Raw genomic sequence first — 19,186 nt, forward strand, 5'->3', positions numbered from 1 at the left:
ACATCCCGCGCGCGCCGATCCGGCGCCGCATCCAAAGGAGGACTTCCATGTCCCTTGCAACGGCACTCCGCTCCGGCGTCTGCGGCCTTGCGCTTTCCGCCCTGATGGCTGGCGCGGCGCTCTGTGATCCCTTCACCGGTCTCGCCAAGGGCTTCGACGGCCAGTTGATGGCGGCCGGCCAGAACCGTGCGCCGATCACCGCCGGGAGCACCGCCGAGGTGCGCGGCAAGGGCTTCGTGCCCGGCCAGAGCGTGGTGCTGCGCCAGAACGGCGTCGCGCTCAACGACGGGGCCGCCGTGACCGTGGACGAGAAGGGCGAGTTCAGCACCGAGGTCAGCATCCCCGAGGGCGCCGAGCCCGGGCTCTACCCGGTGGTCGCCGAGATCTCGAACCCCGACTTCGCCACCACGCTCGAGCTGAAGGTCTCGCCGGTGCTGGCCGACACGGGCACACTTTCCATCACCTCGCAGAAGCTGGCGCCGGGCCTCTACCAGGTCGCCGAGACGCCGGACGCGCTCTACGTGACCTCGGCCGTCGGCCGCCCGCCGGTCACCGAGAGCAAGCTGATGAAGCTCGACCCGCAGACGTTTGAAATCCTTGCGGAAGTCACGCCGGAAGAGGCGCCGGACAGTGCCGATGGCCGCGACGGCGGGGTCTTTGCGGTCTACGGCGTCGGGGTGGACGAGGCGCAGGGGCAGGTCTGGGTCACCAACACCCGGCAGAACTCGGTCGCGGTCTACTCGGCCGAGGATCTCTCGCTCATCAAGCAGTTCGCCCCCGACTCCGTGCCGCATCCGCGCGACGCGCTGGCGCATGACGGCAAGGTCTACGTGACCGCCACCTTCGAGCCGACGATCCACGTCTTCGACGCCGCGACGCTCGAGGAACTGGCGCCGATCGAGCTGAGTTCGGGCAAGCGCGGCGAGCGCTTCGGCACCGCCAGCATGCACATCGACGCGGCGAGCGGCACGCTCTACGTGGTCAGCCTCGACACCGACGAGGTGGCCAAGGTCGATCTCGCCTCGGGCGAGGAGACCGCCGTCTACGCGCTGCCGCTGTCGAAGCGCACCATCGGCGTCGGCTACGACGCCAAGACGGACCGCATCTTCACCGCCGGTGTCGACACCGACAACGTGCTGATCCTCGACGCCAAGACCGGCGAGACGCTGCATGACGTGGCGGTGGGCTCGGGCCCGCTCAACATCGCTTTCGACCCGGCGACTGACCTTGCCTGGGTGGCGGTGCGCGGCTCGGATTCGCTGGTCGCCGTCTCGCCCGAGGGCGAGGTCGTGGCCAAGGCGCAGATCGGCAGCTTCCCCAACCACCTGATCGCCGCGGCGGGCGGCGGCGTCTACGTGGTGAACAAGAGCAAGGGGCAGGACGATGCCACCGGCGATCACATCAGCCGCGTGACGCTCGGACAGTAAGCGCGGGGCAGGGTGGCGGGCCGTCCGGTCCGCCGCGGCAGGGGCCTGCCGGGCGCAGGCCCGGGATGGAGACGGCAGCGCAGGCGATGCGCTGCCGTCTTTCGCATCGGCTCAGCCCGCGCGGATGCCGCGGGCCCAGAGATGGGTGAGCAGCATCAGCGCCATCCAGCCGGCGAAGAGCAGCGGCTGTCCGGCGAAGGCCAGCGGCAGCGCCGCGAGCCCGTAGAGGATCGGGATCAGGTCGGAACTCGACCAGCCGTCGCGCAGCAGGTCCGGCAGCAGCCCCGCGGCGCTGCCGAAGAGCCCGGCGACGAGCGTGGCGATCACCGCTCCGGCGAAGCCGAGGACGAAGCCGCCGAGCCCGCGGCGCCCGAACATGCCCGAGAGGAGCCAGCCCGACAGCGCGCCGCCCACCGCCATCGCCAGCATGTAGCGCAGCATCAGGCCCTTGGGCAGGTCGGCCCATGCGACGTCGCCCTTGGCGGCCGCGTCCTCGGCCATGAAGGCCGAGATCAGCAGCACGCCGATCAGGGCCATCATCAGCGCGGTGATGTATCTCGGGGAACGTCGGTGCCGTGGCATGGCAAAAATCCTTACCTTGTCAAAATCGGGTCTTGGTCAAAATTCGCCCGGGATTCCGCGGGGCATCGCGCCCGCGCGACCCGGCGGCGGCCCGGGAAGCGTCCGGCGCGAGCCTAGCACAGCAATTTCCGCCCGTCGCCCCCGCCACGCGCCTCATCGCATTGGCAGCCCTTGGCAATTCCGCGCCGAGGCCGGGCAGGGCCGGCTTGCCGGGTGCGGGGGCTTGGGCCATGATGCCAAGGCGGGCCGGCCGCGCTCGGCCCGTGTTGAGCGCGGCACGCGGCGTGGCACAGCGCGGAAGGAGACCCCAGATGCGCACCCTACGATCCCTGTCCCGCACGCTGAGCCGGGGCCTCGGCCTCGCGGCGCTGCTTGCCTGTCTCGGAGGAGCCCCCGCCATGGCCGGAACCGTGGACCTGCCCGTCGTCGTGCGGCTTGCCGAGGGCGCGACGCTGCCGCCCGATGCGCTGCTCGAGGTCGAACTGCTCGACGGGTCGCGCGCCGACGCGCCCTCGATCGTGATCTCGGCGGGGCGCTACAGGATCGAGGTGCTCCCGGCCATCATCAAGCTGCCCTATGACGACGCCAGGATCGACCCGCGCATGAGCTACATCGTCTCGGCCAAGGTGGCGCAGGAGGGCACGGTGCTGCTGCGTACGACGACCGCCTTTCCCGCCATCACCCGCGACGCGCCGGCGCGGCCCGAGATCGTGCTCGAGCAGACCGGCACCATGCCCGCCGCCGAGGCACCGCGCATCACCGGCGTCGAATGGGCGGCGTTCGAGATCGGCGGGCGGATGCTGGTGACCGAGGATCCGCCCAGCATGGCCTTCAACGACGACGGCGGTTTCTCGATGTACGGCGGCTGCAACCGGTTCACCGGCCGGGCCGAGATCGGCGCGGGCACGCTCGCCATCGTCCAGCCGCTTGCCGGGACGCGCCGGGCCTGCCCCGAGCCGCGCATGAAGCTCGACCAGGACATGATCGCGGCGCTGGCGCAGACCACCGGCTACGTGCGGACCGGCAAGAACCTGAGCCTCACCAACGCGGCGGGCGTGACGGTCCTGCGGCTGACCGAACGCCCGGACTAGGGCCCCCGGCACCCCGCGATGTGATATTTGGCTGCGTCACTTTGCGCCGGGGTCTCAAACCCCCGGCGCGGGCTTCCTATATGATCGGGACCCGGCGGATCCGCGCTTTTCTTCCCTGACCACTCCTGTCGGGGAGGCGCGGACCCGCCCCGAGGAGGCCATGGAAAAACTCACCCTGACCGAGCGCCCGGGCTGGCGCGCGAAAGCCGAGGACCTCGGCTTCACCTTCGCCGACATGCATGGCGAGCCCTACTGGGACGAAAGCTCGGCCTACCGTTTCACCCTGCGCGAGATCGAGGAGGATATCGAGGCCCCGGCCACCGAGTTGCACGGCATGTGCCGCGAGGCCGCCGCCGAGATCGTGCAGAGCGAGGAGCTGCTCACGCGCCTCGGCATCCCGCAGGCGCATTGGGACCTCGTGGCGGAAAGCTGGCAGCGCGGCGATCCCGAGATCTACGGCCGTTTCGATTTCGCCTATGACGGGCAGGGGCCCGCGAAGCTGCTGGAATACAACGCCGACACGCCGACCTCGCTCTACGAGAGCGCCTCGTTCCAGTGGCTCTGGCTGGAAGATCAGGTCGAGGCGGGCGTGCTGCGCGAGGATGACGACCAGTTCAACGGCATCCACGAGGCGCTGGTCGAGCGGTTCCGCGCGCTCTTCGCGCCGGGCACCGACCTGCATTTCGCCGCCGCCGCCGGCAATGCCGAGGATTACGGCACGGTCGAGACCATGGCCTGGGCGGCGCGCGAGGCCGATCTCGGCGCGCATTACAGCGACCTCGAGAAGCTCGGGATCAGCACCGACGGCCAGTTCATCGACGCCGAGGACCGGGTGATCGGCACGCTCTTCAAGCTCTACCCGTGGGAAGACCTGCTGCGCGACGACTACGCCGACCACCTGCGCAGCGCGGGCTGCCTGATGCTCGAACCCGCGTGGAAGGCGCTGCTGTCGAACAAGGGCCTCTTGCCGGTGCTCTGGCGCATGTTCGAGGGCCATCCGAACCTGCTTCCGGCCTTCTTCGAGGACGAGGTGGCCGAGGCGCTGGCAGGGCGCGGCACCGGTCCCGACGCCTTTGCGCGCGCCGCGGATGCCTTTGCCCGCGGCCATGTCAGCAAGCCGATCTTCTCGCGCGAGGGCGCCTCGGTGCGCATCTACGAAGGCGGAAACCTGCTGGAAGCCGCGCCCGATGCGGGCTACGAGGAACATCCGCGCGTGGTTCAGGCCTACCAGCCGCTGCCGGTCTGGGACGGCTTCCGCCCGGTCGTCGGCGCCTGGATCGTCGGCGAGAGCTGCGCCGGGATCGGGATGCGCGAGGATCGCGCCCGGATCACGCAGGACCTGTCGCGGTTCAAGCCGCATTTCATTCGTGACTGACCGTCGCGGCCATGGAGAGATTGATGCGTAAACGTTCCAGAACCGTCGCGCTGGCGATTGTCGGCGCCGCGTCCTTCACCCTCGCGGGCTGCCGCGAGGAGCAGGTCGATGCCCAGGCCTTCCCGGATCTCGAGAGCTGCCGCAGCGCGGCGCTGTCGGGCGGGATGTTCTCGGCGCAGGATTGCGAGACGGCCTTTGCCGAGGCCGAGACGCTGCACGTGGAATCCGCGCCGCGCTACGACAGCCTGCAGGTCTGCGAGGAGCAGCACGGGCCCGGCGCCTGCGGCAGCGAGGCGCAGCAGGTCCAGGGCGGCTCGGGCGGCATCTTCATGCCCATGCTGGCCGGATACCTGATCGGCAACATGCTGGGCGGACGCTCGGGCCTTGCCGCGGCGCAGCCGCTCTACCGCACGCCGGACGGGCGCTTCACCAACGCGACCGGCGCCAGCACCTATTCGAGCAACTCGGGCCGGGCCAAGCTCGGCACCAGCATGTTCTCGAAACCGCCGGCCACGGTGGGCAAGCCGCCGATGTCGCGCGCCACCGCCGCCTCGCGCGGCGGCTTCGGCCGGACCGGCGCGTCGCGCGGCGTGTTCGGCGGATGAGCGCCGCGGGCGGTGACGGTCCGGGCCATGACATGCCCCGGCCCGGTGCCTGCGCCTTGGGCCAAAAGACGGCAACACAGCGTCACCCGGGCTTTCGAAAATCTCGAAATGGCCTTTTTTGGCGGATTTGGTATCCTTGGGCGCGTCCATCTGTGGTACAAAACAATTCCGTGCAATTTTCGCCCGGGATTTCCTGCTGTTAATCGTTTTTCTGAAATCGTGATTCGAAGAAGGGGGGAATATGAACGACCAATATGAAACATCCCGTTCAGGTCGCGTTCTGGTTGCAGGCGGCGGCTTCGTCATTGCCTGCCTTATCGGAACGATCGGCATAATTGCCGGCCTCATTCTTTGGCACGCCGGTGCGCATCCATTGGCGATCTTCGCGGTTTATCTCGCGACACCCGCCGTCATGATCATGGCGCTCTACCTGCAGTCGCGGCACCAGAGCATGTCGAAGCCCAAGTCTCCCGGTGCCGATCCCAAGGAGAAGGTGTCCGTCCCGGCGGAAGGCGAAGGCGGTCCGGTCTGAGAAAGGCGCGCTCGCGCGGCAGGTCCGGGCATTCCTGCGCGTCTCGTCGGCATGGGTGTTGCTAAGGCTTTCAGACAGCCGGAAGCGATCACTCACTTTACATAATCATCCTTATAAGATTTCTGTGAAGCGTTAAGGCACCCCCCGTCCAGGGCTGCGTGAGACGTTCCGGAAAGCCGAGCTTCGCGCCTTTGAGCCCGACGAACCGCGCCTGTTCCTCAACCCGCAGCCAACGCTCCCCCTTGGTCGATAAATCCCGATCTTCCAGAGAGTTCCGCAGCGCGGTGCAAGCGGATGCCCCACCGCGACCGTGACATCGGGCGTCACGCGCCCGTGCGCTTCGGTCGACGCCGCGAGGTCCCCGGGACCGCCCAGGCGCGTCCACTTCCGGGACCTCGCGTGCGCCGGAGGCGCGATCCTCGCAACGCTTCCGCATCGCTCTGCGATCGCCATCGGTAGAGCTGCGGTGAAAGCGATCTATCGGAGCGATGAATTGCCTGACGTCGAGAATTGCAAATTGGCTCCAATATCCCACACGTTCGATCCGGAATTCAGGAAGCCTCTGCATATCCGCGGCGATTCATGAAAATCCCATCAGGCACGCCCATATGCCTTTAGGTATATTATTACCGCGTTGACTATCGTTAAGGAGGAGCAGACCCTCGGCGGAAGGCACCCGCTCGCCACGCGCCGCTCCGGTGCTATGATCACCGAAGCCACCTTTCCGCCTCACGAGGACCGCATGACGACCCAGCCACCGAAGCCCACGGAGCCGCCGCGTGCCGCCGGGATGCGGCTCGCCTGGCTCGTCCTCGGTGGTCTCGCGATTCTGGCCGGGCTCATCGGGATCGTGCTGCCGCTGCTGCCGACGACGCCCTTCGTGATCCTCGCGGCCTTTGCCTTTTCGCGCAGCTCGCCGCGGCTGCACGGCTACTTGACCGCGCATCCGCGTTTCGGGCCGATGATCGCGGACTGGCGCCTGCACGGCGCGATCGCGCCGCGTCACAAGGCCATGGCGGTGGGCATGATGACGGCGACGCTGGGCCTTGGCGTGGCGTTTGGCCTGCCGGGCCGCGTCCTGCTGATCCAGCTCATCTGCATGGGGGCCGCCGCGGCTTTCGTGCTGAGCCGTCCCGGCGGGCCGCGGAACCGGCGAGGCGACTGATTTCACGGAAAAATCCCCGGCCTTACGCCACGCAAGCCGGGCATCGGCGAAAATCGGCAATTGAACAATGTTCAATTGATGCGCTATTTCCGGGACAACCCACCCTGACGACCCACGCAGATCGCCGAGCCCGTGCCCGCATGACCCTCACCACGCCCTGCCCGTCCCGGACGGCCTCCTGCCGCGGCTCGGAGCCATGCCGATGACGCGCGCGCCGCAAGCAGATGGCGCGCGGCCGCTGCGGGGCCGGGCCGCGTCGGTCGGGCTGACCCGCGACCAGGTCGTCGACGCCGCCATCGCGCAGATCGACGCGACCGGGCTCTCGGCCTTTTCCCTGCGCGAGCTGGCGCGCAGCCTTGGCGTGTCGCCGGCGGTGATCTACTGGCACGTGGGCGGCACGAAGGAAGACCTCTTTGCCGCCATCGCCGCCTCGCTCACCAGCGGCCTCTCCAGCGTCTACGCGCCGGACGCGCCCTGGACCGAGCGGCTGCGGCAGATCTTCCTCGGCTACCGCGCCGCGGTGCACCGCCACCCGAAGCTCGCGCCGCTGCTCGGGGCGCAGATGAAGTCCAACGGCGTTGCCGGGATCGACTGGGTCGAGGCGGTGCTCGCCGCGCTGGACGAGGGCGGGTTCAAGGGCACTGCGCTGCGCGACGCCTTCAACGCGCTGATCGGCGGGCTCTGCGGCTTTGTCACCATGGAGCTCGCGCCCGGACCGGCCTCGGAGGACGGCGCCTGGGAGGCGCGGGTCGCGCAGCGCATGGACGAGGTCGACCCCGCCGCCTACCCGCTGACCCATGCCGCGCTGCCGCACCTTGCCAACCGCATCTTCGTGCTGCGCTGGCAGAACGGCGCAACCGTGTCCTACGATGACAGCTTCGCGGCGCTGCTCGACCTCGTGGTCGACGGGCTCGCCGCGCGCGCCCCTCACCCTCAAGCCCGCCAGGAGCCCCCGCATGGCTGAGATCCTCGTTCTTGGAGCCGGCATGGTCGGCGTCTCCACCGCGCTCGCGCTGCAGGCCCGCGGCCACACGGTCAGCCTCGTCGACCGCACCGCGCCGGGGCGCGAGACCTCCTTCGGCAATGCCGGGATCATCCAGGCTGAGGCCGCCGAGCCCTACGGGCTGCCGCGCGATCTCGGCCGGCTGCTCGCGATGGCCATGGGGCGCGGCAACGACGTCACCTGGTCGCTGCAGGGCGTGATGCAGATGGCACCGGCGCTCTGGTCTTATTTCCGAAATTCCGCGCCGCGCCGCCATGCCGAGATTTCCCGCACCTACGCGCGGCTGACCGCGCGCTCGACCGCGGACCACGCGCCGCTGATCGCCGCGTCGGGTGCCGGCAACCTGATCGCGCGCGAGGGGCTGGTGCAGCTCTACCGCGACCGCGCCGCCTTCGAGGCCGATGCCGCCGACGCGGCGCGGCTGGCGCGGGATTACGGCGTGCGCCACCGGGCGCTTTCGGGCGCGGACTACCGGCGCGAGGATGCCGCGCTTCTCGGCGATCCCGCCGGGGTCATCCACTGGACCGACAGCTGGAGCTGCAGCGCGCCCGGCTGCCTCGTGCATTCCTACGCGAAGCTCTTCGCCAGCCGGGGCGGCCGGCTGCTCGAGGGCGATGCCGCGAGCCTCGGCCAGTCGGGCACCGGCTGGCAGGTCAGCACCGTCGCCGAGCGGGCCGAGGCCGAGCATGCCGTGGTGGCGCTCGGTCCCTGGTCGCCGACGCTGCTGCGCCGTTTCGGCTACCGAATCCCGATGATCTACAAGCGCGGCTACCACGGCCATTTCAGCACCAGCCGGCCGCCGCTGCGGCCGATCGTCGACATGGACAACGGGGTCGTCGCGGGGCAGATGCAGGCCGGGCTGCGCATTGCCACCGGCGCGGCGCTGGTGACCCGCCGCGCGCCCGCCGACCTGCGCCAGCTCGACCGCGGCCGCGCGGCGCTGTCGGACATGCTGGAGATCGGCGCGCGCGTCGACGAGGCGCAATGGTCCGGCACGCGCCCCTGCCTGCCCGACATGCTGCCGCTGGTGGGGGCGGCGCCGCGCCACAAGGGGCTGTGGTTCCATTTCGGCCATGGCCACCAGGGCTTCACCCTCGGGCCGACGACGTCGGAGCTGCTCGCCGATGCCCTTGACGGACAGGCGGGCGAGCTTGCCGCCGCCCTCGCCCCCGCGGGCAGGGTCTGAGCACCCTGCCCCGACGCCATTGCCAAAAGACCAGACCAGACGACACGCCGGAGACCTCGCCCGATGAAAGTCAAATCCCCGATCTCGCTCTATGACACCCAGGGCCTCGCCTTCGGCATCCTCATGGCCAGCCTCAGCGTGGTCTTTCTCAAGGCCGCGGGGCTGATCACCGGCCAGACCGCGGGCCTGTCGGTGCTGCTGTCCTACGTGCTGCCGTTCGATTTCGGGGTGATCTTCCTTGCCGTCAGCCTGCCGTTCTTCTGGCTCTCGTGGAAGCGCCGCGGCAGGACCTTCACCCTGCGCACCATCGCCGCCGTCGTGGGCATCTCGGTCACCGCGCCGCTGCTGCAGCGCTGGGTCTCCTTCGACCACCTGCCGCCGCTCATCGCCGCCATCCTCGCCGGGGCGAGCGCGGGATCGGGCCTCATCGCGCTCTTCCGCCACAACGCCTCGGCCGGCGGGCTCGGCGTGCTGGCGCTGATCGTCGAGGAGCGCACCGGGTTCAAGACCGGCTGGTTCCAGATGGGCTTCGACGCTCTGGTCTTCCTCGTCTCGCTCTTCGTGCTGCCGCTCGAGCTGGTGTTCTATTCCTTCGTCGGCGCGGCGGTGCTGAACGCGGTCATCGCCTGGAACTTCCGCATCCAGCAGGCCGGCGGCCCCGCGCGCCAGCCCGCCCCCGCGCGCTAGGACCCGGGAGCCGGGGCGCGGATCGGGACAAGGCCGCCGTTGCCCCTGCCCCAAAGCCATAACCTATCCCTATCGGATTTGTAAAAAAATCCGATTTCCGTTTATCGCCCGCAGCCGCTAGACCGGTGCCACGCGGTGCCTGATCACCCCAGCCGGGTCCTACCGGCCGGCGGCGCGGCACCATATGGAACAACCCAACGCAGCGAATGCCGGAGCCAACGATGGACGGAAATGATGTGAAACCCACGGGCGGTTGCCCGGTGATGCACGGCGGTCAGACCTCGACCGCCCACTCGGTGACCAGCTGGTGGCCGAACGCGCTGAACCTCGACATCCTGCACCAGCACGACACCAAGACGAAGCCCTTCGCCCCGGCCTTCAACTACCGTGAAGAGCTGAAGTCGCTCGACATCGAGGCGCTGAAGGACGACCTGCGCGCCCTGATGAAGGACAGCCAGGAGTGGTGGCCCGCGGACTGGGGCTCCTACGTCGGCATGTTCGCCCGCGTCGCGTGGCACGCGGCAGGCTCCTACCGCCTTGCCGATGGCCGCGGTGGTGGCGGCACCGGCAACCAGCGTTTCGCGCCGCTGAACAGCTGGCCGGACAACGTCAACACCGACAAGGGCCGCCGCCTGCTCTGGCCGATCAAGAAGAAATACGGCAACAAGATCAGCTGGGCCGACCTGATGATCCTCTCGGGCACCATCGCCTACGAAGTCGCGGGCCTGAAGACCTTTGGCTTCGCCTTCGGCCGTGAAGACATCTGGCACCCGGAAAAGGACGTCTACTGGGGCGCCGAGAAGGAATGGCTCGCGCCGTCCGACACGCGCTACGGCGACGTGACCGACCCCGCCTCGCTCGAGAACCCGCTCTCGGCCGTGCAGATGGGCCTCATCTACGTGAACCCCGAGGGGGTGAACGGCCAGCCCGACCCGATGCGCACCGCCGCGATGGTCCGCGAGACCTTTGCCCGCATGGCGATGAACGACGAGGAAACCGCGGCGCTGACCGCCGGTGGCCACACCATCGGCAAGGCGCATGGCAACGGCTCCGCCGCCGATCTCTCGGCCGACCCGGAAGCCGCCGACGTGACCGCGCAGGGCATGGGCTGGATGAACACCAAGGGCCGCGGCATCGGCCGCGACACCGTGGTGTCCGGCATCGAGGGCGCCTGGACCAAGAACCCCACGCAGTGGGACATGGGCTGGTTCGAGCTGCTCTTCGGCTATGACTGGGAACTGAAGAAGTCCCCGGCCGGTGCCTGGCAGTGGATGCCCATCGACATCCGCGAGGAAGACATGCCCGCCGACGTCGAGGACCCCTCGATCAAGTGCATGCCGATCATGACCGATGCGGACATGGCGATGAAGGTCGACCCGATCTACAACGCGATCTGCCAGAAGTTCATGGCCGACCCGGAGTATTTCTCGGACGTCTTCGCCCGCGCCTGGTTCAAGCTGACCCACCGCGACATGGGCCCCAAGGTGCGTTACGTCGGCCCCGACGTTCCCGCCGAGGATCTCATCTGGCAGGACCCGATCCCCGCAGGCGCGACCGGCTACGACGTCGGCGGCCTCAAGGCGAAGATCGCGGCCTCGGGCCTCAGCGTGGCTGACCTCGTGTCGACCGCCTGGGACAGCGCCCGCACCTTCCGCGGCTCCGACATGCGCGGCGGTGCCAACGGCGCGCGCATCCGTCTCGCCCCGCAGAAGGACTGGGAGGGCAACGAGCCCGAGCGTCTCGCCCGCGTGCTGAACGTGCTCGAGCCGCTGGCGAACGCCGCCGGTGCGAGCCTTGCGGATACCATCGTGCTCGCCGGCAACGTCGGCGTGGAACTGGCGGCCAAGGCCGCGGGTCACGACATCTCGGTGCCCTTCGCGCCGGGCCGCGGTGACGCGAGCGACGAGATGACCGATGCCGCGAGCTTCGATCCGCTCGAGCCGCTCGCCGACGGCTTCCGCAACTGGAAGAAGACGCACTACGCGGTCTCCTCGGAAGAGATGCTGCTCGACCGGGCACAGCTGCTGGGCCTGACGGCGAACGAGATGACCGTTCTGCTGGGCGGCATGCGCGCCATGGGCACCAACCACGGCGGCACCAGGCACGGCGTCTTCACCGATCGCGCCGGCGCGCTGACCACGGACTTCTTCGTCAACCTGACGGACATGGCCTACACCTGGGTTCCCGCGGGCCGCGACCTCTACGAGATCCGCGACCGCAAGACCGGCGAAGTGAAATGGACCGCGACCCGCGTCGACCTGGTGTTCGGCTCGAACTCGGTCCTGCGCGCCTATGCCGAAATCTACGCCCAGGACGACGGCACCGAGACCTTCCTCGCGGCCTTCGTGGACGCCTGGACCAAGGTGATGAACGCCGACCGCTTCGACCTGAAGTGATCCGCGTCCCGGCCTGAACACCGGCCCGCGCCTCGCAAGGGGGCGCGGGCCTTTTCACGTTCCGCGCCCTTCCTTGCTCCGGGCGGGACATGGCGGAGGCCCCGATCCGGCGGCGCGCCGACCCCGCGCAACCCCTGGGACCCATGGCGGCTCGGCACGTTCCTGCCCCGTCGCCGCGTGATCCGCCCCGAATTTTCTTGCGGCACGCGCATGGGTTGTGAAGAATGATGGGCATCGGCACGGCGCCGGAACCATGCCCGAGACCCCTCCGACCGCCGCCCGACCGATCCGATTTTCATGACTGCGCCCTTTCGAGCGCCCTGTTTTTTCGTCCGCGCCCGACACTTGATTTTTAACAACGAGGATTGTCCCGATGCTCCGGTATCTGATCCTGCTCTCTGCGCTTGCGGCGCCGGTCCCCGGCCTTGCCCAGGACTGGCCCGACCGAAACAAGCTCCCGGTTCCGCTCGCGCCCTTCGAGGGCACCATCGGCGAAACCTACGAGGACTCGACCCCCGACTGGCAGGAGCCCGTCGCCGCGCCCGAGGGGGCGCCCAACGTCATCGTCATCCTGCTCGACGACGTGGGCTTCGGCCAGACCTCGACCTTCGGCGGGCTGATCCCCACGCCGGCGCTCGACCAGCTGGCGGCCGAAGGCCTTCGCTACACGCGCTTCCACACCACCGCCATCTGCGGCCCCTCGCGCGCCGCGCTGCTCACCGGGCGCAACCACCACAGCTCGGGCAACGGTTTCCTGATGGAATGGGCGACGGGCTTCCCCAGCTACTCGACCATGCTGCCGAAGGAGACCGCCACCATCGGCGAGATCCTGAAGGACAACGGCTATGCCACCTGGTGGTTCGGCAAGGGGCCCGAGAACGTCGAAATTTCATAATAAAATCAATGGCGAAGTGTCCCATTGATTGTGCGACGTGACGCCTGAAGAATCAACAGGTTGAAGGGAATGTGTCCCACGTTTCCGAACCTTGTAGACGCTCCCCGATACCGTGAATGAGCGTCATCGCCGATCCCTGGCACGACGCCGATCAAGCCCTATGACACCTTGGTTTAAGATGGTGCGGTCGTGAAGTTCGTACGCGTTTTCCGCGACCTGCGCGGCTTGACCCAAGCTCAGCCTGCGGCTACTTCCGGCGTGAACCGAGTTCAGCTCTCGCAGATTGAACCCGGCCACCGGTCAGGATTGGCTAGCCACTTTGGCGAAGATCGCAGATGCGCTCGGGGTCTCCCTAGACGACTTGGCGCCCTGATCTAGGAAATTCACCCGATGAAACCTGAAGCGAGCACAAACTTATGACTGGTAGCAAGGATAAGCACACAGAGGACTTGCAGCACGAGGCTGGTGACCGCGCGTTCGTTGCTAGCCAACACTTCTCTGATTTTGTCCGGGACCACCCGTTTGTCGTCGGAAGCGCCGCCCTATCGGAAAAGGCCGTAGAAATCGAAGAGCGGATGGCGGACCTTTACCAGGCGATCTGGAGGGAACCCATCAAAGAGCGAAGCTAACGTCTCTCGCTCTGCAGAGCAGTTCGCCCGCCAGCGCGCCTCAGTATCTTACAGCAGATTAAGCTGACGAGCGCCCGGACGGTGATCAAGGACCTCTTCCACAAACGTGGCCTTCATAAGACTGGCCGCCGAGATTGATTGCTCTTCGCGCAAACGGCAACGAATTGTGTCATTTGCATTTAGCGTCACGCGCCCTTCTTGGACTCTCCGCTGAAAGTCGAGATCTTCCATCTCGGCCGTAAAGGGCCGATCACCTCCGTCAGTGAACCGCCACTTGTAGCCATCCTTGAACTGAGCGGAAACGGGCTTAAGCCATGCTTCACGATGGCTGATGTCGACCTCAGGTTCCTTCGGTTCTGGCGGCACGTTCAGGGATGGGAGGTCTGAGCGGGAAAGAGTGACAGTCCTGCTATCATCGCGTCCGTCGCCAATCTTCAGAGCCTTCAGTCCCTCGACGCTCGAAGCTTTATTGCCAAAAGATTCAATGGCCTCGCGCGTTCCTAGGTCTTGCAGCAGATCGACGCACCGGTCCGCAACAACAAAAACCGTCTGCTCTACTGTAATTTGGGTAGTGCCATCCCCCAGTGGGACAACCTTACTGGGCCGCCTGCCTCTCAGCAGCTTGATGGCCTGGAACACACCCACTGTAGCTGCTGTCGCCGTCCCCGCGGCTACGCCCACGACCTTCCCGGCATTCATGAGGAGACCCAGCAACTGATCGGCCGCAAGCACCCGGTCCGGGTTAGCCGCGACCGCATCAAGCATGTCGATGAGCCAACTTACATCCATGGTAAGGGCGGCCACGAACGAGCCTTCCTTCGTGGCAGTGACCTTCAGTCGAGCCTCGGAACGATCTCCGTTGAGGGCTTTGTTCGCAGCTTGCACGACATTGCCTAGCGCCAGGAGCGTAGGTGCCAGGTCCCGCACATCAATCTCACCGCCGTCGAAAGGCTTGCCTTCAAAGGCGATCTCAAACCTTGCTTTGCTCATAGAATGTGCCTGCCACTACGCCAGCTTGGATTGCTGATCGAACTTGCTTGCTGCGGACTATATGCCGAAATTCCCCTAAGCAACCTTAAGTTTAAAATATATTCTTACTGTGGCCCATCACGTCACGTGACTGGGAAAAGCAGCCATACTGCCGCGCGGGCGTCAAACATTGAACCTGACCTACCGATCGCTCGAAGGGTAGCAACAATCCACAAATCGCAGAATGGTCAAAATCACACACGTGCCAGCTGAATGTGCCGCACCGCATATCTCCGCAATTGCTGGAACGTGGGAATCACAAGACTGTGAGGCTTCAGTCTTTACGAATGGAAAAAGAATGAAGTCTTCTGCTTTTGCAATTCTCGCGACGATCACCATGGTATCTGGTTGTGCCACCTTGACCAATGACGCCAATGTTCCCGTCGCGCTGTCTTTCAGCACGGGCGACAGCGGCACGTGCAAGCTCAACAATAAGCGGCAAGCGCAAGAGGTCAGCGTCCCATCCGTCGCGAGCATTCGTCGTTCAGACGACTCGCTCCGCTATGATTGCACGACCTCTCGCGGGAAAAACGCCGTCGGCGCAATCCCCAGCAGCATGGGCAGCGAGATCGTAGCAAGCGCCGTTTTCCTCGACTTCGGCATCACTGACTCGATCACGGACATGCATCGCAACTATCCGCCGAGCTACGTTATTCCCGTCGCAAAATAATATGTCTGAGTTGGATGCCGAATACCCATTATTCGGCATCCAACCTCGATCTGATCTTAGCAAAAACGCCGCCGCACCTCATCCAGCGCAGCGCCCATGCTCTCCGCATAACCCTGCTCCGGTTCGCCGGCCTGCGTGAACCACATCCAGCTGCGTTCTGGGTCCGGAAGCATGGTCGCGTAGATGCGACCGACCTGGTGCCCGTCCCTGAGCACCTCCCAGTCGTTGTCGCCGTCGTCCCGGCCCGCCACCATCGTTCGTCTGCGTGTCCACATGGGGGCAGAGATAAGCGCCACGTGGAAAAAGAAAAAGCCCGGCGCGGTGGCCGGGCAGTCTGGGAAGCAAGGGACCTTCATCGCCGACTTGCAGGCGCTCAGGGTAGCCCGATCAAGTCTTCCCGCCAAGCGCCTTGACCCAGCGCGACCAGGCGAAGGTTCCACCAGAGACCAGCCCCCAGATCACCACCGCCGCCGCGATCGACGCCGCGTTGAGATCAATGCTGAGGATCCCGCTGGCCTTGTCGAAGTCGACGAAGGGCAGCGTGGCGGCGAGGCCGGCCAGCGGCAGGAGGATGAAGACGCGCAGCAGCAGCGCGATCTGTCCGGTCAGGTTCAACATGGTCATGTCCTTTCGGGTCGCGCTCACGGCGCGGAGGGAAGCGGCACGCGGCCGCGGAAAGCACTAGCGCCAAGCGCTAGTCGGTGATCGGGAGAAGGATCAGCAAGGCGCCAGACGCCCGCCTGCAGCCAGCCGTGCCAGTGGCCTTGCCAGTTGACCGAGGGCGCTAGTTCTGGCGCTTCGGTCGAGCCGTTCCAGGACCAGCTCGGCCCATGCTTCGGCTTGAAGCCGTTGCCAATCGTCAGCAGGGACTTGTCGCCGCAGCCGCAGGGGCAGAAGAAGAGGAAGGTCTGCTCGCCATCCTCCTCCGGGCAGCTGATCCAGAACGAGCCCGGCAACCGATCCGCGAGGAACAGGTTGCGGTCCCGGTAGTGGACGGCCCGGGTCATGCTGGAACCGCCTTGCCGAAGATCGAGGCGAAGAAACCCAGGAGCGCCGCGATGAGATCAGTCTCTCCGACAGCTTTCGCGCCCGCGCCGTCCTCGAGCGCCATAGGCGCGGGGATGCTTGCCGAGCGGCGCGACAGCGCCACCGCACGATCGACCACACCGAAGTCCTGATCCTGCACGCCGTCGTGCGCCCCCATGACGCGGCGGGTCCAGCCGGTGCCGAAGGTGGAAAAGGTCGAGAGCGTGCTCATCCAGCGCATCCGCTTGGAACAGAGCGCCACGACGAGCTGCGCCGGGTCGCGATCCATGATGGCCGCGAGCGTGCGCACCCCCATGACCCCATCGACCTGGGTGCCGACGAGTTCCTGCACGAACCGCACAGCCCGCGCCGGACCCGAGTTCACCGCGAAGTCGTAGAGCGCGTAGTCGACACCGGCCGGGAGCTTGTCGCCCCAGACCTTCTCCCAATACTGCTCGCGGTAAATCGCGTCGCGCTCACCGGCCTCGAGCAAGCGCACGTCGCGCGAGGGCAGGCCCACGACCTTGCGCCAGGCATCATAGGTCCGCTGAGTGATGCCCTGGTTGGTGGCACCGCCCGGGTCTTTCGGGTGGTTCACGAAGCCGCCCTCGTGGGTCAGGAGCCACGGCTGGCAGGTTTCGAAAGTCGCGCGCATGTCGTTCTCCCATGCGAAAGGCCCCGCGCAAAAGCGGAGCGAAATGTCGGGTGAATTGTGGTAGGGTCTCGCTGAGCTCGGCGGGCCGTTCTCAGCTCTGGTGGATAGGAGGCACCAAGGTTGCACGGTCACTCAACGTGAACCGAAAACTCCTTGCACGAAGATCGCCGCGCTTATCTTGTCCTTAGGGATCGGCTTGAAGAATGGAATGCGGGCCGCACCTTTGGCTCGGGCGTGGCGGGAAGACAGTCTCGGCCTGTGGCGTCAACCAGCCGTGGCGTGCGCCACGCCCACCCCCGGCAAGCGGAAGTACGCCTTTCCACACCTCAGCCCTAGTGGATCAGAAGCCACGGCTGGCAGGTTTTGAAGGTCGTGCGCATGTCGTTCTCCCAGGCGAATGGCCCCGCGCCATGGCGGGCATGAAGAATCCGGAGATTTGTGGTAGAGAGGCATTGAGCGCGGCGGGTAAGCATGGCCGCCACGATGGCGCGCGACCCAGGCGGCCACGCATCTATCCTTCCCGGTGTTCCGCCGCGCTCACCTTGTCCTCAGGTAACGGCTTGAAAATGCGGACTGTCCGCTGCACTTAGAGCTCGGGCGTGGCAAACTATTCGCCTCGGCTTCGCGTCATCCTGACGAGGTGCACGCCACGCCCACACACGACAAGCGGATGTGCGCCTACCCTTTCTTTCGCCTCTTGTTTCCCGTTTCGCGCCTCGCATTTCTCTATTTGAGCGCGACCTGAACTCTGCCAGCAGGTCCCTTCACCCCCCTAGGGCACTCCCTGTTCCTGGAAAGCGAAGGCGGGCCGCGCTCACCTCCCCTCCTGCAGAGATAGCCGGTCGAGCTTCCCGTCGATCTTCTGCAAGGTCGCCTGGATGCTGCGGAGATCGGAGGCCTGCCCGGCCTGCGTCAGCTCGGCCGCCCGGAGGCGTCCGTCCATCCCCCGCCAGCCCTCCTCGAGCCGGGCGATCGACAGCGCCTGGGTCTCCTGCGTGTTCGTGAGCGTCACATAGCCCGCCGTCACGGTGACCATCATCGCGAGGATGGAGAGGATATTGCCGGTGCTCACCGTGCTGTCGAACTTGATCTGCGGCATATTGTAGACCTCAAAGAAAATCCGCCAGCGGCGGGACGTTACTCTTCTTTGCTTCGCCCGATCAGGCGAAACGGTAGAGCGAGACGGCCAGCCACATAGCAAGCCGTTCCCAAAGCGGCACGCCATCGGCCGCGAGCGCATCGTGGAAGACCGCGCCTGCGGCCACCCGACCCCATCCCTTCACCGACAGAAGCCAGTCGTGCAGGCAGGACGCCTTGCGGTAGCGCGGGTCGAGCGGGTCGAAAGCCCACCGCAGGAACAGTGGCACGGAACAGTCGAAGCGCGTGCCGCTCGGGACGATGATCCAGAGCCCCGAGCCGATGGCCCCAAGTTCCCACGGCACCGGAGTCGAGACCTCGAAGCCGATGCCGCCGACCGGGACATGCCACCCGGTCAGCCGCGTGTAGGCACTCACGGCCAGAGCGCGTCGGCGGTGATGTCGGCGGGGATCTCCGCCAGGTCCTTCAGCGCGCGCGCCGCGAAGATGTGTGCCTGCTTGTGCGCCATGGCTGCCTGACCGAAAGAGAACATCGTCTGCGCATCCATCGGGTGCAGCGTGTTGTCCTCGGCAATCCAGGCGAAGTCGCTCTCCCCGCCATGCCAGCGCAGGTCGCCCGCCTCGGCCCCGGAGGTCATGGCGGCAAGCGCCGAGGTCGCCGCACCGCTCATGTTCTCGCGGTCCTCGGGCCGGGTCTGGAAGATCACACCGCCGAAGGTGAAGCCGCCGTTGATCCGGCGGTCGCGCTCGGCGGTGATGGCGGACAGCTTGGTGGCGCGTGCTTCGGCCGCAATCACCGCTGGGCTGCGGTATGCAGTAAGGTCCATCATGCGAGCTCCTCGAATTGATATGCAGGCAGCGGCACATCGCCCGAGACAACCTCTTCAGGCTCGGGGTGCCACAGGCTTTCTGGGAGCTGCCCCGGCGCGTGCGGAGCGATCAGAGGCACCACGATCGCGCCATCGACCCGCGTGACCGGGCCGTTGATGAGCGGCTCGCCGATCGCCGCAGACGGCATCTCCCCGCCTTCCTCGACGAAGGAGAAATCATAGGGGACGCCGTTCAAGGTGAGGACGTCACCGGCAACCGACGCCGTCGCGGCCTTGCCCTGAGCGCGCGTGAAGATGAATTTCATG

At 66.6% G+C, this 19,186-nt stretch carries 22 protein-coding genes; 12 read left to right on the forward strand and 10 right to left on the reverse strand.

The genetic code is table 11. The annotated features are described in order from the left end of the window. The first annotated feature begins 47 nt into the window (after positions 1–47). Positions 48–1,427 (forward strand): YncE family protein, encoded by a 1,380-nt coding sequence (locus PVT71_RS14415; protein ID WP_353474758.1) that lies wholly within the window; start codon positions 48–50, stop codon positions 1,425–1,427. Between the two features lie 111 nt (positions 1,428–1,538). Here PVT71_RS14415 and PVT71_RS14420 read toward each other — a convergent pair whose 3' ends face one another. Beyond that, entirely contained in the window at positions 1,539–2,009 is a 471-nt protein-coding gene (locus tag PVT71_RS14420) for a hypothetical protein (protein WP_353474759.1), read from the reverse strand. A gap of 311 nt (positions 2,010–2,320) precedes the next feature. Between PVT71_RS14420 and PVT71_RS14425 the strand changes: the two genes are divergently transcribed. The 10 genes from PVT71_RS14425 (at position 2,321) to PVT71_RS14470 (ending at position 12,944) form a co-directional block, all read left to right on the forward strand. Further along, a complete protein-coding gene (locus tag PVT71_RS14425; protein WP_353474760.1) occupies positions 2,321–3,100 on the forward strand; it encodes an META domain-containing protein in 780 nt (259 codons plus the stop codon). Positions 3,101–3,260: 160 nt separating this feature from the next. Further along, positions 3,261–4,475: a glutathionylspermidine synthase family protein gene (locus PVT71_RS14430; RefSeq protein ID WP_353474761.1), complete on the forward strand. Its 1,215-nt coding sequence runs from the start codon at positions 3,261–3,263 to the stop codon at positions 4,473–4,475. Positions 4,476–4,498: 23 nt separating this feature from the next. Further along, on the forward strand, positions 4,499–5,080 hold the full coding sequence (locus PVT71_RS14435) for a DUF1190 domain-containing protein (RefSeq protein WP_353474762.1): 582 nt from the start codon (positions 4,499–4,501) through the stop codon (positions 5,078–5,080). Positions 5,081–5,321: 241 nt separating this feature from the next. After that, positions 5,322–5,612 carry a hypothetical protein gene (locus PVT71_RS14440; protein WP_353474763.1) on the forward strand — a complete coding sequence of 97 codons (291 nt, stop codon included), beginning with the start codon at positions 5,322–5,324 and terminating at the stop codon, positions 5,610–5,612. Between the two features lie 742 nt (positions 5,613–6,354). Next, positions 6,355–6,777, forward strand: a complete 423-nt coding sequence (locus PVT71_RS14445) for a YbaN family protein (protein WP_353474764.1) — start codon at positions 6,355–6,357, stop codon at positions 6,775–6,777. Positions 6,778–6,979: 202 nt separating this feature from the next. Beyond that, positions 6,980–7,741, forward strand: a complete 762-nt coding sequence (locus tag PVT71_RS14450) for a TetR family transcriptional regulator (RefSeq protein ID WP_353474765.1) — start codon at positions 6,980–6,982, stop codon at positions 7,739–7,741. After that, complete coding sequence (locus PVT71_RS14455) at positions 7,734–8,966, forward strand: FAD-dependent oxidoreductase (protein ID WP_353474766.1); 1,233 nt, start codon at positions 7,734–7,736, stop codon at positions 8,964–8,966. The genes PVT71_RS14450 and PVT71_RS14455 overlap by 8 nt, the downstream gene beginning before the upstream one ends. 63 nt (positions 8,967–9,029) lie before the next feature. Beyond that, the gene (locus PVT71_RS14460) at positions 9,030–9,653 is read left to right on the forward strand and encodes a YitT family protein (protein ID WP_353474767.1); all 624 of its coding nucleotides are present in this window, start codon (positions 9,030–9,032) and stop codon (positions 9,651–9,653) included. 221 nt (positions 9,654–9,874) lie between these two features. Next, the gene (gene katG / locus PVT71_RS14465; protein WP_353474768.1) at positions 9,875–12,049 is read left to right on the forward strand and encodes a catalase/peroxidase HPI; all 2,175 of its coding nucleotides are present in this window, start codon (positions 9,875–9,877) and stop codon (positions 12,047–12,049) included. A 373-nt stretch (positions 12,050–12,422) separates the two neighbouring features. Continuing rightward, positions 12,423–12,944 (forward strand): sulfatase-like hydrolase/transferase, encoded by a 522-nt coding sequence (locus PVT71_RS14470; protein ID WP_353474769.1) that lies wholly within the window; start codon positions 12,423–12,425, stop codon positions 12,942–12,944. A gap of 677 nt (positions 12,945–13,621) precedes the next feature. Here the strand turns inward: PVT71_RS14470 and PVT71_RS14475 are convergent. Next, positions 13,622–14,563, reverse strand: coding sequence for a hypothetical protein (locus tag PVT71_RS14475; RefSeq protein ID WP_353474770.1), 942 nt, complete (start codon positions 14,561–14,563; stop codon positions 13,622–13,624). A gap of 337 nt (positions 14,564–14,900) precedes the next feature. Here PVT71_RS14475 and PVT71_RS14480 point away from each other — a divergent pair, with 337 nt between their 5' ends. Further along, positions 14,901–15,272, forward strand: coding sequence for a hypothetical protein (locus tag PVT71_RS14480; RefSeq protein ID WP_353474771.1), 372 nt, complete (start codon positions 14,901–14,903; stop codon positions 15,270–15,272). Positions 15,273–15,328: 56 nt separating this feature from the next. Here the strand turns inward: PVT71_RS14480 and PVT71_RS14485 are convergent, their stop codons facing one another. From PVT71_RS14485 to PVT71_RS14520, 8 genes are all read right to left on the reverse strand, one after another. Continuing rightward, positions 15,329–15,526 carry a hypothetical protein gene (locus tag PVT71_RS14485; RefSeq protein ID WP_353474772.1) on the reverse strand — a complete coding sequence of 66 codons (198 nt, stop codon included), beginning with the start codon at positions 15,524–15,526 and terminating at the stop codon, positions 15,329–15,331. 133 nt (positions 15,527–15,659) lie between these two features. Beyond that, on the reverse strand, positions 15,660–15,890 hold the full coding sequence (locus PVT71_RS14490) for a hypothetical protein (protein WP_353474773.1): 231 nt from the start codon (positions 15,888–15,890) through the stop codon (positions 15,660–15,662). Between the two features lie 23 nt (positions 15,891–15,913). Continuing rightward, positions 15,914–16,279: a DUF6527 family protein gene (locus PVT71_RS14495; protein WP_353474774.1), complete on the reverse strand. Its 366-nt coding sequence runs from the start codon at positions 16,277–16,279 to the stop codon at positions 15,914–15,916. Further along, positions 16,276–16,953 (reverse strand): glycoside hydrolase family 108 protein, encoded by a 678-nt coding sequence (locus PVT71_RS14500; RefSeq protein WP_353474775.1) that lies wholly within the window; start codon positions 16,951–16,953, stop codon positions 16,276–16,278. The genes PVT71_RS14495 and PVT71_RS14500 overlap by 4 nt, the downstream gene beginning before the upstream one ends. Before the next feature lie 814 nt (positions 16,954–17,767). Continuing rightward, positions 17,768–18,052, reverse strand: a complete 285-nt coding sequence (locus PVT71_RS14505; protein ID WP_353474776.1) for a hypothetical protein — start codon at positions 18,050–18,052, stop codon at positions 17,768–17,770. A 61-nt stretch (positions 18,053–18,113) separates the two neighbouring features. Continuing rightward, positions 18,114–18,467: a DUF1353 domain-containing protein gene (locus PVT71_RS14510; RefSeq protein ID WP_353474777.1), complete on the reverse strand. Its 354-nt coding sequence runs from the start codon at positions 18,465–18,467 to the stop codon at positions 18,114–18,116. Next, positions 18,464–18,877, reverse strand: coding sequence for a DUF4376 domain-containing protein (locus tag PVT71_RS14515; protein ID WP_353474778.1), 414 nt, complete (start codon positions 18,875–18,877; stop codon positions 18,464–18,466). The genes PVT71_RS14510 and PVT71_RS14515 overlap by 4 nt, the downstream gene beginning before the upstream one ends. Beyond that, positions 18,877–19,185 (reverse strand): hypothetical protein, encoded by a 309-nt coding sequence (locus PVT71_RS14520; RefSeq protein ID WP_353474779.1) that lies wholly within the window; start codon positions 19,183–19,185, stop codon positions 18,877–18,879. The genes PVT71_RS14515 and PVT71_RS14520 overlap by 1 nt, the downstream gene beginning before the upstream one ends. Position 19,186 lies beyond the last annotated feature (1 nt).

Source organism: Salipiger sp. H15 (genome assembly GCF_040409955.1).
GTDB lineage: Bacteria > Pseudomonadota > Alphaproteobacteria > Rhodobacterales > Rhodobacteraceae > Salipiger.